Below are 17,776 nucleotides of genomic sequence, written 5' to 3'. Positions count from 1 at the left end.
ATAAAAAAAATGGAAAGTTAGGAAAAAACTCCCCAACTTTCCATTTTTATTCTTCTGATTTACTATTATCTATCGATACAACGTGAAGTTTCCGTTGAATTTACGTGAATCAATATTACTGTTCAAATCGATAATATACCAATAATCACCACTTGGAAGCTCTCTCTTTTCATAGGTTCCGTCCCACGCCTCGCCTTGAGAAAGAGTTATGAGTTTTCTTCCGTATCTATCATAAATATAGATTCTCATATAAGGATAATTTTCGGCATATTTAGGTTTCCAAGTATCGTTTACGCCATCTCCATCAGGAGTGAAGAAATTCGGAATAGTGATATCAAAATATTCCTCTTTTATAACCTTTGTGCTTGAACATCCAGCCGAATCGTACACAACCACATTAATCACCTTATATCGTTTTCCGTTGATGATTTCTTCAGGATCGGTAAATTTCAATTGATAAACTCCGTTTTCGCCTTGATTTTGACCATTGAATTCATACCTATACGGCTGAACTCCGTCTTTTCCTTTAACCTCAATTGTGTTTATCGCTGTATTTGGAACTACCTGTACCTCACCTAATTGTATTGTTTTCTCAATAAGAATCGGTTCTGTTAATGCATATGTACATTCCACAGGAAGTCTAGTTTCTACATCAACATCGTTATAGAAGATAGTTAATGTTTGTGTTCCAGTTAAGTTTTCAAATACATTTTCATCAATGTAACCGATGTTATCGCTATGTCTGGAGAATGTTCTCTTAGCCCCCGTACCCAATTGGTAACTTAACTTATCGAAATTCATATTACCTCTGAATTTCACTTCAATCCAAGTTTTATATACGTTCGATTCGCAAGTTCCCTCCTGAGTTGCTTTTGATGTAAGGTCAGGTACTTCCTTCACTTCAAATTTATATGTTGGCGATAAAGTACATCCTCTGGCATCTGTGATTCTTATTTCGTATTCACCAACTCCTAACATTGCTGGCACTCGGAAGTTAGGGTCTGCCGCCGTAACATTCTGTGTATGTATGCTCACAACGGCATCGGTTCTCAGAAGCTCTGCCACATAAGGGGCTGTTCCTCCTTGTATTTCCACGTTAATCCAAGCTGTTTTTTCAGCATAGCAAACAGTTAATTCTGCTCCCGTTCTTGTTACAGACATCGGAGTTGCATCAACAACAGTTAATGTTCCTACCGTAACATCACAATCCCAAGCATCGGTTACTTTCACCGTATATGTATCCGGAGGAAGATTTGTAAACACCGTTGATGATTGCGTAATTGATGTTTTCGTACCTTCCAGAACATAGTTATAAGTTCCTGCACCTGAACCTCCTGACACGTTGCTTATTGTAATAACCGCATCGTTTGCTCCCGGACAAGTTATTTCCTGTGTGATGGTTGCCGTAGCCGTAACAGGTGTAGGATGTGTAAGCGTTACCGTCGTTATATTCGGTTGTACACAGCCCGAAGCATCTGTAACTGAAACATTGTAAGCCAACGAACCTGAAACCGGGTCGGATTTCAAACCTATAAACAGGAATTGTCCGCTATTATTGGTTATGTCTCCTCCTGTTTTAGTCTGATTCACTGAGCCATCGGCAGAAGTTAAAACTACATCATATGGAGCTTTTCCACCATCGACAGTAACCATAACTTCTCCTTTGTTATTCAAGCAAGTAACTCCAAACGTTTCATTTGCAGTGGCAGAAATAGGACGCTCGTTTTGTGTGATTTCAAACGAAGTCACAGCTTTACAACCATTTCTGATAGAAGTCGCTTCTACTTGATACTTACCTGCCAACAATCCTGTAACAGTTTCCGTTGTTCCGTTATTTACTGTTCTGTTTTTAGTTGAACCTGCTGATGGAGCAATCGGACTTATTACGTACGTAAATCCGTCAGCTGCTTGGTCGCCGTCGGTAAGTCTCGTATCGGTGAATGTCAATGTGATTTCTCCGTCTGAGCCGTTGTGACATTTTACGTTTATCGGATTTGTTGCCGTAAGTATAAAGGTTTGTGGAGAATGAACATCGTATGATGTTTTCACTTCACAATCCGTATCTCTGTTAACTGCCACGATAGTGTAGTTTCCTACCGGTAAACTAAACGATTCTGTCAATGAATTTGATGTTTTCGTTGTATGTACAGCTTCGCTACCATTTTGATTACGTTTTATCACAGTGTAAACAATTGGCTCGTTATTGTAAGGCGTTCCCGTAACTAACTCTACTGTAATATCTTGCAGATTTGTGTCACAATCTATTACTCTATCTGTTCTTATCGTTACATTGTTCAGTATCAACGCAGGGGCAACAGTTTCATCTGAAGAAACTGCTGAACATCCGTTTGCGTCATATACTTTTACATTGTAAACCTTTTGAGCAGTTAGGTGTTGTGGCAATTGATACGTGTAAATCGTTTTGCCCGTTGTTACTATCTGCGTACTCAAAGCTGCTGCCGTACCTACCTCATAAAATTCTATACGAGTATAAGTCTGCGTTCCACCGCTTACTTTACCCAAATCAAAACTTAAAATAGGTAACGTAGGTATATTAGTGTTAGCTACACATTGATATTTATCAACTTTGAGAGCATCGGTTGTTATAGCCAATGCACTTGGTGATGTAATTGTTGCTGTTGCTGTCACAGGACAGTTTTTAACAGATGTAGCTTCTATGGTGTAAACAATTCCAGTATCACTACTTGGAAGATTATCAAATACGGCATAATCGTTTCCTGAAGTTGCAGGAATGATGTTCACAGTTGTTCCATTTGATGCTATTATTTTGAACGTAAACGGAGCCTCAGTATTTGGTTTGGCCTGTACTCGTAGTGAACCTGCTCCTCCAAAACAACTTGGGTTGGTAACACTTACTACTTCTATTTGAGGCTGTACCGGAGCATCAACTTGAATTTCTTTTGTTATGTAACATTTCTTGTTCGCTACATCATACAGACGCACTCTGTACTTGCCTTCTCCATTACCTATTGTTATAGTGTGCGTTCCTCCCACAACTCTCGCAAATGTAGCTATTGGTACTACATACTCGTTTCCTTGTTCATCTACTTCATATATTTTATCCAAATTGTATTCGTAGCCACCAGAACCTCCTTTTATGTCAGAAAGAACTATTTTCACTTCATTTGTTCCACAGGTCATTGGCAATGAACTTACTTTGTAACTCATTGGCAGAGGTACATCTACCGTTCCGTTTGCTTCACAACCATTTCCGTCTTTCAATTCAATTGTGTAAGTGTTTCCTGCTGCCAAACGTATTGGCAAAGTAAATGAGGTAATTCCTTGAGCTATAGAAATATCAGTCCAAGTAGATACAACTGTCGCCCCCATAAGTACACGGTAACTGTGTTGTCCTGTTCCTACTTTTGAGAGATTCAATCGCACTGCAAAACTGGTGTTATCAGCACAAGGATCTTCAACCTCAATTGAATTTATAGCCGGCTGACTATCCATACCAACTGTAATTGGTGAAGTTGTTTTGATACATCCTGAAACATCTCTGACAAATACAATCCACTGTCCTGCAGCAACTTTTTTAGATGAAGTATCGGTTGATGCATCCAATTGAGTTGTTAAAGCAGATGAACCGATTATCGGAGCTGGCGTAGCCAAATTATGGTAATAATACTTATACGGAGCCACACCATCACGTACATCTACTGAAATCTTTCCGTTACCTCCTTTACAATTGTCATTACTTGTTGTTGGATTCTCAACAATTAGTTCTGTTAATGATTTCTTAATAACAAACGGCTCGGAAGCTTTTTTACATCCTGTTTCTTTCTCTGTAAACACAACATAGTACTTATTGGCTGGTAAGCCCGTAATTTCTATGTTCATAGGCATTGCCACAGGTACAGGAGCCTTAAAGGCAGTAGCTCTGTTATCTGAATATGTATATACCTCGTAATCAACAACTGTAGTTGACGTATCCCAATTGGATAACGTAAAGTTTACTTTTCCGTCATTAGCATCGTGGCAAGTAGTTGACTTAGGGGCTGGTTTAGAAATTTTTAACTTCGATTGAGCCGGAGGAACTTCACCTGCTTCTTCTATGATATAGCATTTTGTTGTATTGTCGTATACCATAAATTTATATGTTGCCCCTGGTATCAAGTCACGCAATGTGGCCGTTACCCCATCTACTTCAACTCCTAAATGATTCATCAATTTCACTTTAGTCCCTCTATACCAAGTTGTTCCACCTACGTTCCAGACATTTCCAGTTGTAGGAGGCGTTCCTGTAGGAGGCATCAATCCAAGTGTATAAACTGCAAACCAGTGAGAACCAGCCGCGATAGACTCTCCTCCTGCGTTATATGCGGATATTGTAATTGAAGCCGTTGCGCAACCTGCCGTAATTCCTGTTACGGAAGCAATAAGCCTATCAGATGTTCCTGCTACTGTAAATTCTCCCTTGGTTTTACATCCGTTAGCATCTGTAATTACATAGGTATAATCGTGCGGAATTAATCCAGTTTTTCTCACAACTGTTCCGATTGATATATTAGACTCCGTATGGACAGTGTTTGCGTGAACTACATCCTTATATCTTATCTCAATACTAAACGGAGCTGTACCGCCATTATCAAATTGTATTGCTACGGAACCTAAATCCATTCCTTGTCCGGCATTACAATGCACTTCTTTTGGTGTAACAGTCACATTCAATGCAGGATTCTCTGTAATAGTTACAGAAGTTGGCTCAGAGAAACATCCGCCTGCATCCTTAATGGTAAGGGTGTAAGTACCTGCTTTTAATCCTGTGATGTTTCCTACAGAATGTGTAGTTGTTGCTGTTCCGTCGAACAATAACAATTCGTAAGGACTTTGTCCTCCTTCAATATTATCTGCCGAAATATTTATCCTTCCTGAGGCATCACCTCCGCAAGTTATATTCGTAGAAGTGACATCTCCTTTGAATTTCGGTTTTGTTATTTTGATTTCTCGTTTCAAGCTGGTTGCCAAACAATATTCACCTGCTTCATATTCGTATCTTACTCTGAAATAATAAGTTCCTTCTTCAGTGGTTGAAAAAACTGCAGAACCGGCTGTTGTTGTAATGGTAATCCCCGGTGCGTTTCCGCTGTTGAATGTGATTCCGTCATTACTCCACAAAAATTCTTTCACTTTGGTTGGGTCGCCTCCCGTAGCTTTCAAGTTATAAACAGATTTACTTGTTTGATGACAAGTTAAATGCTCAGTTGGTCCTTCCACATTCAATCGCAATGGCTCATAAACCTCTGCAGAAATTTGTTGTTTACAATTCAATGCATCGATCACCGTAAATGTATGATTTCCTACCGGCAGATTTTCAAACACAAAGTAAGCTCCATCAGTAAACGGACTTGGATAGAAATCTCTGCCATTTTGGCTAAATCTATAATTTCCGTTACCATTGGTTACAGTCACCTGAATTCTTCCCGTATCTCCTCCAAGCGAACAAGCTTCAAGGTTTTCTACCTCCAATGTTAAAGGCAATTTGTCTGCCACTTCCAATGTTGAAGTAACGATACATCCGTTAGCATCAGTCACTGCTATCTCATACGTTCCTGCTGGTACTGAGCTGAATATCGCCTCATTATTTACCGCTGGCTGAGTGGTTGTTCCTATTCTGAAACTTTGATAAGGTTTTGTACCTCCGGTTGCTGTTATCTTCACTTCGGCATTAGCATTAGCATTATCACAGCTTACACCTCGGAGTAAAGTTGTTGTAACTGAAATAGTTTCGGGAGCATTAATAATGTAGTTCGCTTCCGCAACACAACTATGGTCGGTATCTTTTCTGACATAAACTATACCACCGGTTGTTGCAGGCAAATCATTAATAACAGCAGTGTCTTCCGAAGCAGAAGCCGGCGTAACAGCCAAAGCCACCCAATTTACATTATCACTTGAGTATGAAAGATTTGCTCCGTTTCGGTTTTCTATTCTCAAGTTAAGTTTTCCTAAATTACCGCATTTTGCATCTTCAGGAGTTCCCGTAATTTTGAAAGCTTTGTTTTCCTCAACCGAAACCGATTGACTTTCAAGCCTTACATCGCAAAGTTTGGTATCTTGCCAAATCACAATATCATCAACTGCCAAATCGCTTCCAGCCTGAGCCGATGTTCCCTCTTTACTGCGAATTTCAAAAATCAATTGACTTGTTGTAATCGATGCCGCATTGAAAGTTACTGATTTTGACTCCCAAGCCCCTGTTGCCAGAATTTGTCCCAAGCCAATTCTTTGAATTTCAGCTCCTCCTATTGCATTTAAGATTACCAAATCAACATTTGGATTTTTACCTCCTGAATAAGTAGGAGATAGTAAATTATGCAATTTCAAACTTACCTTAAGCTCAGTTCCTTGAACTACATCTTTAATCTCTTTTCTGTAGATAATTCCTAAATTTCCTTGATTAGAATTCGCATTTACAGCCAAATAACGACCATTTGCCATTGCAGATGCGTCTGTTGGCGTAGGGCTTACCCACTCGGTTCTTCCTTGTACTTGTTTTGTAATCACATACTGATTGCTTTCAAGTACTTCATTTGGCTTGCAAGTCATATAAGTCACCGAATTGTCGCAAGTATCATCTCCCTGACCAAAGTCTTCCTTAAACAGATAATTAGGCGTGGTCGCTAACGAACTTCCCGGTCTGTAATGAACAAAAACTGAGTAATTTCCGATAGGAAGAGTGAAAACATTTGTTTTCTTTCTCTCGCTAATTGTATTTCCTACTACTTCATATTCATAATCACCTACGGGCGTTGCTGTTACGGTAAATGTTCCTTGTCCGCTACAAGTATATTCTACATTACTTACCGAAACTGTTGGCGGTACTAAAGGAGCAATATTCACATCTATTTCAAGCGGACATCCGTTGCTATCTTTCACATAAACCTTGCCGGAACCACTCAAATACAACACATTCGATGTTCCGTAATCAACTCCGTTAGAGCTATATACGTACCCTGTTCCAGAGCCTCCGCTTACGTTATTAACGTGTACTTTGTATTTTCTTGGAGTATTTACATTATCACAAGATTCGTCCTCAACTACTCCCGCAAAAGCTTTTAACGTATTCTCATTTTCGTATATTTGGACCGGATTGATATATTGACATATCTTTATTCCACTTTTTTTGATGCTTATCTCCAATTCATATTTTCCTGCTGTCAATCCGTCATAGAAGCCGGTTGCATTTGGCGTGTAAGTTTCCACACGATTTCCTGTTGCATCCAACTTGTGAAGTTCCGTAGTGATGTTTTGTAATCTTGAATTGAAATTAACAGAAATCTGTCCTGAATTAGGAGCAAAACCACAAATAATATCCTTAGTATCAATTGTATAACCATCAACTCCTTCCGGATAAATATCTATTTTTGGCGTTTCGGCATAAGCACCATTGGCATCTTTGGTAACAAAAATGTATTCTCCTGGTTGCGTGATGTTTATCTCTTTCTCAATAAAACTTTGTCCATCAGGGATTGTAGCTATATTGAATTCTGAAGCAGGAATAGAGGCATAATCTGCATATTTCTGTACTCCGTTGATTTTCCATATAGCAAATTCATACGGAGATTTTCCTCCCTGAACTTCGAAAAGAACATTTAATTTGTTACAATCCGTCCACGCTTTTGGAGTTGCAGTGGCAGTCAATTCAGTTTGCTTTTCTATTTTTGCTGTAAGAATTGTTGAACAATTTGCCAAATTCGGAGAAGTAACCTCAATCGTATAAGTGCCTGGTTCTGAAATTCCTGTAATTCTGTAATCGTGCGAACCTGTGGCTTTGTTAATTCCGTTAACTATTTGCCCGGCAGCATCTCTCAAAGTATATTGATAAGTGATGCCTTCCGTTACCATTCTGACAGTGAAATTACCTGGTTGATAATTTGTTATATGCCCCACCGGCTGAACGATTTCCCCTGCCAAAGTATTCACATATACATCAAAATAATAATAAGCCTCACAACCATTGCTTGAAGTTACTTTCAATCGGTATTTTCCTTGTGTATTGGCAGTGAATGTGTTACCCACTCCGTTTGCATCAATACGCCAATCACCTCCGTAATCAGGACATTTGCTATTGGTACTTGTTCCGTTGTAACGTTGCCATTCCAATTTTGTATCAATGAAATTCACTTTGATAGTTCTTGATGGTTCGTTACACAATATGAAGTGACTTGTCCATCTTCCATCCGCTCCACAAATCGCACCTCCATTGGCTTGAGCCTTGATTAAGTCCGCATCAGAAGCGTCGTGCTCTCGGAATTTGATTATTTCCTTGCTAACCAGTGTAGTACCATCACAATTTTTAATTTTTTCAACAGTGTAAACACCCGGACTTGTTGCTAAATGTTTGTTAGATGTTGATGTTGGTATTAACACTCCATCAAGATACCATTTGTAAGAATCAAACCCTTCAGTGGCAGTTAATTCCAAAGAAGAACCGGCACAGAAAAGCTCTGAACGCTCGTTGTTTTCTGTGGAAATAACTATGGTGTTTGTAGCTGTTTTTATTTGTTTAGGAATCAAACAATCTTGATTACCTCCTTCATATTCAAATACATAATTCGTAGATAGGAAATTCATACAAGCTTTTCCTATTTCTGAATAATCCCCATTGACAGTCAGCGGAATATAAATTTTACGTTCCTCGCTGTTGCCTCTCAAAGTTTCTTTAGGCAGTACAAAAGTATATGTCCTATCTTGTTTGGTGTATGTAGGCACATAATTACCCACCGAAGCTTCTGTCAGAACAGGTTCACCTATCGTTACATAAGGATTGTCTGAAAATTTAATTGTCAGCGTGGATGTTGTAATATTCTCCTGACCAACATTTTTATATTCTATTCTATATTGAAACTGCTGATTCAAAGCCAAATCTTGAGTAAGAACGTTACCTGTTCCGTTAATATACGACGCATCTACACTCAAATTCAAAGCATTAGATTTCACGATAACATTAAATGTACAAGTACTCGTGTTACCCAGAGCGTCCGTGAAAACATAAGTTACCGTATGCGTTCCTATATCGAAACGGTCACCGCTTTGATGCGTTTGCGTGTGTGTCCAAGTACAATTATCCGTAGCTGTGATTGTTTCCCAATTAACAATAGCAGAACAAGCTCCCACAGCAGCATTGACCTCAATTGGAGTTGGAGGACAACCAGTAATTACCGGAGCTGTTTTGTCTGGTTCTATGGTAATTGTATTTTCTAAAACACCATCTAACTTGGTTCCCGGGCATATTCCTTCCAATGATTTAATTTTATATTTAGCTCGGAATGTTGTTGTTGACGAAATAGTTTGTACAACTGTTTTTCCTATACCTATACTTGGAAGAACTTCATTGCCATCAGCATCTAATCTAAACCACTCAATATCAAACAACTGTTCAGAACCTCCAAAAATAAGCGTAACTTCCCCTCCCAAACACGGATCAAGATTTCCTAAAGTATATCTCATTCTCGGATTTGCATAATTACTTGCTTTTACAGTTACATTATTGTACCATTTTCCGCAAGTATGCTCTGTTTCAACAACATAATCCCCATCTGAAACGTTAGAAAAAACGTGTGATGTTGCTCCGGAACCCTTGTCGTATGTTTTTGAAATAACGTTACCCGTAGCATCCTTCAGCCTGAAAGTGAGCGGATATCGAATATCTTCAGGATTTTTTATTCCTATGACTACCAATCCATTACCATTAGTTCTATCACAATATGTTGCTGAGACATCAGTTTGTAAAGCAGATGTTTCTTTGATAGTAAACTCTTTATAATTTGTGATAAAACGCACCATTCCTCTTTGCCAAGGTTGAGCATTACCCCTAATGGCATTTATAAAATCTGGCATTTTAGTAAAACCGTCTACCCCTTGTTCATCAAGAGGAGTCCCTGCATTATCCTTATCTCTTACGTCATAGTCACCAGCACTATTCCATCTTAATACTTCTGCCTTGGCATAAATCATATTCGTTACGAATAATCGATATTCACCTGGCGGCAAATTATTGAATGTTCCTGTTTTTGACCTGAAACCTGGCTGTCCTCCTACCGAACTCCAAGTGCCATTAGGATTTTTTCGTTGTATTCCAACTGATAAATAAGGCATCGCTCCTTTATGAATCATTGCCAAATCAAAAGAAACATTACCAAATCTACATTCTTGATCTACTTCAATAAAGTCTCCATCATACTTTACAGGATATCTGAAGTTTATGCGTCTTGTTCTACTATCACCACAGGCATCACTAAACGTAACATTGTATTCTCCAGGCGGAAAATCTCCTATGATAACATAGTTTTTAGGATTTATTGCAGGATTTGTAGGATCATTAATTACCTCTTCTATTGGGAAATTAATAGTTCGCTCGTATGTTCCCACTCCATCCAAAGGCAAAGAAGTAGCGAATGTTTTTGAAGTACTACCATCTGCAGGCATAATTGTCATTTTGGCAGGATATACAAATCTATTACTTGAAAGATAAATTCGAAGTGAAACTGTATTTTCATACACACCTCTATTCATTTCGAATCCGTCGAAAATATAATCTAAGTAATGTTTATTTGGATCTTTTGAAACATAAGCCATCCTTGAAATTTCGTGACAAGAATTGGGTGGAGTACCAACAGAAGAATTGTTCTTATACGTCACTTTGTACCAACCATTTCCAGCGTTTATTTCTATATTGGTTCTGTCTTTAATATTAACACCTCCTGAAGCTTGTGTAATTCTTGTCCAATGAGCTGAGTTATTAATATCAGGAGTTCCTGCCACTGATGCTTTATATACCTCATAATAATACCCTACATTACCAGCATTTGCTTGATCTTCCGTTATCCACTCTCCTAAATTTTGATACCATTCATATTTAGCATAAATAGCCGGAGTATTAGCATCTGCCTCATTTTCAAACTGACGCCACATCCAATTCACACCCGCATTAACCTTTAGTTGATTACCACAAGCTACTTGCGATTGGTTAATCAACCATACAGGCACCTGATAACGAACAACTTGCGGACTTTTAGGATGCTGAAAATAAGGATTCATACTTTGAGCATCCAATACAAATTTTTCTCTAATAGTATTCAGAGCCCCTTCTATAACTAATTCTACCTTATCTCCAATATTAAAATTCCAGCCACTGTAGAAAGACATACCTTCAGTAATTTTACCATCAGCAAAAGTATGGGATATATCCTCTTCGTGACCAGTGGTTAAATTTCGGATAATAGCTCTACCTGTCTGTCTTAAAAAATTAATATTCTGACTATCATACGGCTTTCCGTCTTTTCTTCGTACCTGTATCCAGAATTGATACTTACACTGATCGTTTATACGTATACGAGAACTTGCTCCTTCCTTATATATCTCAAATCTTGATTCTGTATCTACTGGCGAAGGAATTCTGACAGGTTCTTTGCGTACTTCACCACAATCGGGCTTATTATTTGCCAAATCCTCGACAACAATCACCACATTTCCTGTTTTTATCGGTGCTGCTCCATTTCCTTGAAAAACAACAGATGCATTTGATGTAGATTTCGCTATTTGTTGTGGAGGTACTGGTGGATTCAAAGGCGACCCATCAGGATTTACAATACTAACCTTGAAAGGACCAATTCCCCCATTGGGTCTGATTTCAAACTGTATTTTTCCGTCATTTCCAGCAAGCGAAGGTGCGGTAATTTTTGGGGAAGTTATGTTTATGTTTCTGTAAGTAGAAGTAACCTGAACTGCTTTGGAAGTTGAACGAGTAGAGTTACCTTGATTTATAAGGGTAACCGTGTAAGTCCCCGCTTTTAAGTTTGTAAATGTGTAACTTCCGTTTGCATCCAAAAGGGGAACGCTTGGTAACCCAATTTGATTAGGTTCTATTAATTCCACAGCAAACGTACCTGTACAACCATCAGGAACTTTGACCGTTAGCGTTGCATCCGAAAGACACAATCCCGACGTTGTAGTTGTGGTAAAATTCTCGAAACATTGTTGCCCTTTAACTACCAATGTGGTAATCAAAAATGTGAAAACAAATAAAAACTTTTTCATCCTTTGATTCTTTTTATAGAATTAGTATAGTAATCTTTAACGTACAAAAGTATTTAATAATTTACTATTCACAAAATATAACATTTTTCTCTCAAAAAAGAAATCACAAATATCCACCATTAATACAACTATTCAAACAAAAACATAAATTATTAATTATCAACAACATTCATAAAAAAAGTATTATTAAATTCATACTTTTCTAAATATTATATATCGTTTTTTCAGGAAATGTTTTAACTAAATTATCTATTTTATTTAACAAAACAACCTTCTTTTTTAACATCATCAGATAATGAAACACTTGTAATCTTTTTGCTTTTATAAATTCTTTTTATATCTTTGCTTTATGTTTAACATTCTTTATTAAAACACTATGTCACACGAAAATCATCGAGTTTTTAATTCCATTTTAGATAATGACTTTTATAAGTTCACGATGCAATGTGCCGTCCTGAAATTATTTCCTAACACAAAAGGTCGCTACAAATTCATAAACCGAGGAAAACACGAATTTCCCGAAGGTTTTGCTCAAGCAATGCAGCAAGCGGTGAATGATATGGCTCATTTAAAACTCACCAAAGATGAAAAAGAATTCTTAACGGTTAATTGTCCGTACTTAAATCCGGCTTATATTGACTTTTTGGAAGGATATCGTTACGACCCTACCGAAGTAAAAATCAAGCAAAACGGAAGTGACATAGAAGTTGAAGTTGAAGGTTTTTGGTATCGTACTATTTTGTGGGAAGTGCCTCTGCTTGCGATGATTAGTGAACTTTTTTACAAACTAACCAAAGCCAAACAATGGACAGATGAGCAAATTATGGAAAATACCATCGAAAAAGTAAGGCTTTACGAAGAATTCGGTGTTGTTTTTGCAGAATTTGGTACGCGACGCCGACATTCTTACCACGTGCACGACATCGTAATGCGAACGCTGACAAAATCAAAAAAATACAACTTTTCAGGTTCAAGCAATGTGCATATGGCGATGAAATATCAAGTAAAACCCATCGGAACGCACGCCCACGAGTGGTTTATGTTCCACGCCGCCGAGTACGGTTACAAAATGTCGAACGCGATGTCGTTAGAGCATTGGGTAGATGTATATCGTGGAGACTTAGGAGTCGCTCTTTCAGACACTTACACAACAGATGTTTTCTTCAAACAATTTGACAAAAAATTCAGCAAGCTTTTTGACGGTGTTCGTCACGATAGCGGCGACCCGATTATTTTTGCAGAAAAAACAATCAACCATTATAAAAAATTAGGAATCAATCCATTATCAAAATACATCATCTTTTCGGATGGACTAAACACTGAAAAAGTGAAGCTGATTACAGAAGCGTGCAAAGGTAAAATAGGCATTTCATTTGGTATTGGAACGAATTTGACTAACGACGTAGGTTTGCGTCCGATGAATATTGTTATGAAACTAACGGAAGTTTTAACCAGTGATAATGAGTGGGTTCCGACTGTAAAATTATCCGATGAACCTAACAAACACACCGGCGAACCGCGAATGATTGAACTTGCAAAAGAAATTTTAAGAATCAGCAATTAAAAAATATGAGACCTGCCTATATTTACATAATTCTCGGAGTTTTGGTAGCTTCGCTTCGTTTTTGGTTCGAGCAATATGACCAATTTCTATTAATCGGAGGAATGATGTTGTTAATGATTGGTATTTACTCCATTTCAAAATCATTGCCCCCAAAAAGAGAAGAAGATTTTCAAGAGAGAATTTTTCCGAAAGAAGAGGAAGATAACACAGAAGAAAAAGAAAAAACAGAGAGTTAATTTATATTTTTCATTTAAGCAATTTTTCGTATTTCAAAAATGGAAATTGGTGATTTAGTAGAAGTTATAGACGAAACCATTCAAGGTAAAGTAGTTAAAATCAACAGAGATAGAATAACTATTTTAACTCAGGAGGGGTTCGAGCTTTCATTTGGTAAATCGGAAGTAGTAAAAATCGAAAAGGGTAACAACCTGAAGATTAACTTCTTTGATTTGGATAATGATTCTCTTCTTAAAAACACCGAAAAAAAGAAAAAAATCATTTCCAAAAAAGATAAAAAAATTCCTCCTATGGAAGTTGATTTGCATATTCATCAATTGGTGGCTTCTACTAAGAATATGACCAATCACGAAATGCTTACACTTCAAATTGAAACCGCCCGAAGGCAATTGGAATTTGCCATCGAAAAACGAATACAGCGAGTAGTTTTTATCCACGGCGTTGGCGAGGGCGTCCTTCGTACCGAATTGGAATATCTCTTAGGGCGATACAATGTAAAATTCTACGATGCCGAGTACAGCAAATACGGCATTGGTGCCACAGAAGTTTATATTTTTCAAAACAACAAAGAATAATTAATCCATAAAAAAAGAAATAAGCCACCTTTCTTGGGATGGCTTATTTCTCATTAAATATAAAATAGTTATGGATTTATTGCTGCACTTCGCCTCTAATTCTCAATGCTTTAACAGGATTTTGCTTTGCATTAGAGGTAACCGTCACTGTTTTACTGATAGGTCCTACACGTTTTGTATCGTATTTCACCTCAATTTTTCCTTTTGCTCCGGGAGCGATTGGCTCTTTCGTCCAAGAAGGCACTGTACAACCGCAACTTGATGCAACATTTGTAATTACAAGCGGAGCTTTTCCGGTATTTGTAAATTCAAAAACTCGAACTCCATCACTTCCTACTTTTATTTTCCCGTAGTCAATTTCTTCAGTTTTGAAAGTGATTTCGGCAGTTTCTTGTGCGTAAGAAATCAACCCGAATGTAGCTACAAATAAAAATGTTAAAAACTTTTTCATGGTATAAAAATTAAATTAGTTTTATATTCTCCTTATATACTCTCAACAATTATGCCAACTTTGAGTTTTCATCGTTAAGATTTTTCTAAATCCTACTTAAGAATTTTCAAAATACGTATTTAAATAAAAAATCAGGGTGCAAAATTAATTTTTTTCTTCAAAATAAACAAATATCTTATATTTGCACGATAATTCAAACAGACAAAAATCAAGCCAAACTATGGAAATCCCTTCAAAATATTTACCCAATTCGGTAGAAAGCAAATGGTACGAATACTGGATGAAACACAATTTCTTCCACTCAACTCCCGATGAGCGAACACCTTACACCATTGTAATTCCCCCGCCAAATGTTACGGGAATTTTGCATATGGGACATATGCTCAATAACACAATTCAAGATGTACTTATACGCCGTGCAAGGCTAAAAGGCTTCAATGCTTGTTGGGTGCCGGGTACCGACCACGCTTCTATTGCCACTGAAGCCAAAGTAGTGGCAAAGCTCAAAGAACAAGGCATCGACAAAGCCAACCTCACGCGTGAGGAATTCCTCAAACACGCTTGGGATTGGACGCATCAGTATGGTGGCGTTATCCTTGAACAACTCAAAAAACTCGGTTGTTCGTGCGATTGGGACAGAACCAAATTCACCCTTGATGATGACCTTTATGCTTCGGTTATAAAAGTGTTTATCGATTTATACAATAAAGGATACATCTACCGCGGATACCGAATGGTCAATTGGGACCCCGAAGCCAAAACCACTCTTTCGGATGAAGAGGTTATTTATAAAGAACAGAACGGAAAACTTTTCTACCTGAAATACAAAATTGAAGGTTCAGAGGAATATCTTTTGGTAGCTACCACGCGTCCCGAAACCATTTTTGGAGATATTGCCGTTTGTATCAACCCCAACGACGAGCGTTACAAACATCTGAAAGGCAAAAAAGTAATCGTGCCGATTGTTAATCGTATTGTGCCGATTATCGAAGACGAATACGTGGATATTGAGTTTGGAACGGGAGCTTTGAAAATCACTCCGGCTCACGACAAAAACGATTACGAAATCGGCGAACGCCATAAACTCGAAATCATCGACGCCTTTACCGACGATGCCAAACTGAATCATTACGGATTGCATTACGAAGGAAAAGACCGATTTGTAGTTCGCAAAGAGATAGTTAAAGAGCTCGAAGCAAAAGATTTATTGCTGAAAACGGAAGATTATCTTAATAAAGTCGGCACATCGGAACGTACAGGGGCTGTTATCGAACAACGCCCACTCGACCAATGGTTTTTGAAGATGGAAGATTTGGTAAAACCTGCCATCAGCGGAGTTTTGGAAAGTGAAGAAATCAATTTCTTCCCAAAAAGATATGAAAATACCTATCGCCATTGGATGGAAAACATCCGTGATTGGAACATTTCGCGTCAGCTTTGGTGGGGACAACAAATTCCGGCGTATTATATATCCTCCCCCAACCCCTCCCAAGGAGGGGAGTTTCAGGGCAAATATGTAGTCGCTGAAAATGAAGAAGAGGCACGAAAATTGGCTCTCGAAAAATTCCCAGAATTGGCAAATATCGAAGGAGGATTTGATTTGAAACAAGACCAAGACGCTCTCGATACGTGGTTCTCTTCGTGGTTGTGGCCAATGAGCGTTTTTGGCGGAATTTTAGACCCCGAAAACGAAGAATACAATTATTATTATCCTACCAATGATTTGGTTACAGGTCCTGATATTATTTTCTTTTGGGTGGCGAGAATGATTATGGCAGGGTACGAATTCAAAGGGAAAAAACCTTTTACGAATGTCTATTTCACGGGGATTGTTCGCGACAAACAGGGACGAAAAATGTCCAAACAATTAGGCAATTCGCCCGATGCGTTGAAATTGATTGATGACTTTGGTGCGGACGGCGTTCGTGTGGGACTTTTATTGTCGTCCGCAGCAGGAAATGACTTACTTTTCGATGAGGCACTTTGCCAACAAGGTAGCGGATTTGCCAACAAGATTTGGAATGCCTTCCGACTCGTGAAAGGTTGGGAGATTTCGGAAGCTAATCAGCCTGAAAACAACCGAATTGCCATAGAATGGTACAAAAATAAGTTCCAAAAGGTGCTTGCCGAAACCGAAGACGATTTTTCAAAATACCGAATTTCCGACGCCTTGATGAAAATCTACAAATTGGTGTGGGACGATTTCTGTTCGTGGCTCTTGGAGATGGTAAAACCTGCTTACGGTCAGCCGATTGACCAAAAAACGTTTGCGGAAATTATCGCCATTTTTGAGGATAACCTCAAATTGTTGCATCCGTTTATGCCTTTTATCACGGAGGAAATCTGGCAACATATTACCGAGCGAAAACCTCAGGAGGCTCTCGTGGTGGCGAAATATCCTGAAATAACTTCGTTTGATGAGCGGATTTTAGCCGAATTTGAAACCGCTGCCGAAGTAATTTCGGGCATCAGAACCGTGCGAAAAGAGAAAAACATTCCGTTTAAGGAAGAAATACCACTTTCGGTACTCAACAACGAACAAACGGCAACGACTTTTGATGTAATTATCGCCAAATTGGGCAACTTGTCCGAACTGAAATATGTTAGCCAAAAGGTAGAGGGAGCGATTTCGTTCCGAGTGAAGTCCAACGAGTATTTTATCCCGATGCAGGGCAACATCAATGTAGAGGAGGAAATCAAAAAACTCGAAGAGGAACTCAAATATACGCAAGGCTTTTTGGCTTCGGTGGAGAAAAAACTTTCCAACGAGAAATTTGTCAGCTCCGCTCCCGAAAAAGTGGTGGAAATGGAACGCAAAAAACTTTCCGACGCACTGGCGAAAATAGAAACCATTCAGGAAAGCCTTAAAAACCTGCGGGGGTAAGG

Annotated in this window: 6 protein-coding genes; 4 read left to right on the top strand and 2 right to left on the bottom strand. The window is 38.4% G+C overall.

Features of this window, described 5'->3' with window-relative positions:
- Positions 1-69: 69 nt before the first annotated feature.
- Positions 70-12,063 (bottom strand): T9SS type B sorting domain-containing protein, encoded by an 11,994-nt coding sequence (locus tag CGC58_RS10360; RefSeq protein WP_095896633.1) that lies wholly within the window; start codon positions 12,061-12,063, stop codon positions 70-72.
- Positions 12,064-12,439: 376 nt separating this feature from the next.
- Here CGC58_RS10360 and pncB point away from each other — a divergent pair, with 376 nt between their 5' ends.
- From pncB to CGC58_RS10345, 3 genes are read left to right on the top strand one after another with little or no spacing between them, the layout of a single operon-like run.
- Positions 12,440-13,627, top strand: coding sequence for a nicotinate phosphoribosyltransferase (gene pncB, locus CGC58_RS10355; protein ID WP_095896632.1), 1,188 nt, complete (start codon positions 12,440-12,442; stop codon positions 13,625-13,627).
- Positions 13,628-13,632: 5 nt separating this feature from the next.
- A complete protein-coding gene (locus CGC58_RS10350; protein WP_095896631.1) occupies positions 13,633-13,863 on the top strand; it encodes a hypothetical protein in 231 nt (76 codons plus the stop codon).
- 39 nt (positions 13,864-13,902) lie between these two features.
- Positions 13,903-14,439 (top strand): Smr/MutS family protein, encoded by a 537-nt coding sequence (locus tag CGC58_RS10345; RefSeq protein ID WP_095896630.1) that lies wholly within the window; start codon positions 13,903-13,905, stop codon positions 14,437-14,439.
- Between the two features lie 76 nt (positions 14,440-14,515).
- Here CGC58_RS10345 and CGC58_RS10340 read toward each other — a convergent pair whose 3' ends face one another.
- A complete protein-coding gene (locus CGC58_RS10340) occupies positions 14,516-14,890 on the bottom strand; it encodes a DUF1573 domain-containing protein (RefSeq protein ID WP_095896629.1) in 375 nt (124 codons plus the stop codon).
- 220 nt (positions 14,891-15,110) lie between these two features.
- Here CGC58_RS10340 and CGC58_RS10335 point away from each other — a divergent pair, with 220 nt between their 5' ends.
- Entirely contained in the window at positions 15,111-17,774 is a 2,664-nt protein-coding gene (locus CGC58_RS10335) for a valine--tRNA ligase (RefSeq protein ID WP_095896628.1), read from the top strand.
- The last annotated feature ends 2 nt before the right edge of the window (positions 17,775-17,776 follow it).

It is taken from the genome of Capnocytophaga stomatis (genome assembly GCF_002302635.1).
GTDB lineage: Bacteria > Bacteroidota > Bacteroidia > Flavobacteriales > Flavobacteriaceae > Capnocytophaga > Capnocytophaga stomatis.
The sequence above is the reverse complement of the archived record's forward strand: the minus strand, read 5'-3'. Positions and strand labels throughout refer to the sequence as shown.

Excerpts from the sequence above, each read along its gene's own strand:
- pncB (WP_095896632.1), top strand. The coding sequence starts at position 12,440 with ATGTCACACGAAAATCATCGAGTTTTTAATTCCATTTTAGATAATGAC.
- CGC58_RS10340 (WP_095896629.1), bottom strand. The coding sequence starts at position 14,890 with ATGAAAAAGTTTTTAACATTTTTATTTGTAGCTACATTCGGGTTGATT.
- CGC58_RS10360 (WP_095896633.1), bottom strand. The coding sequence starts at position 12,063 with ATGAAAAAGTTTTTATTTGTTTTCACATTTTTGATTACCACATTGGTA.
- CGC58_RS10345 (WP_095896630.1), top strand. The coding sequence starts at position 13,903 with ATGGAAATTGGTGATTTAGTAGAAGTTATAGACGAAACCATTCAAGGT.
- CGC58_RS10350 (WP_095896631.1), top strand. The coding sequence starts at position 13,633 with ATGAGACCTGCCTATATTTACATAATTCTCGGAGTTTTGGTAGCTTCG.
- CGC58_RS10335 (WP_095896628.1), top strand. The coding sequence starts at position 15,111 with ATGGAAATCCCTTCAAAATATTTACCCAATTCGGTAGAAAGCAAATGG.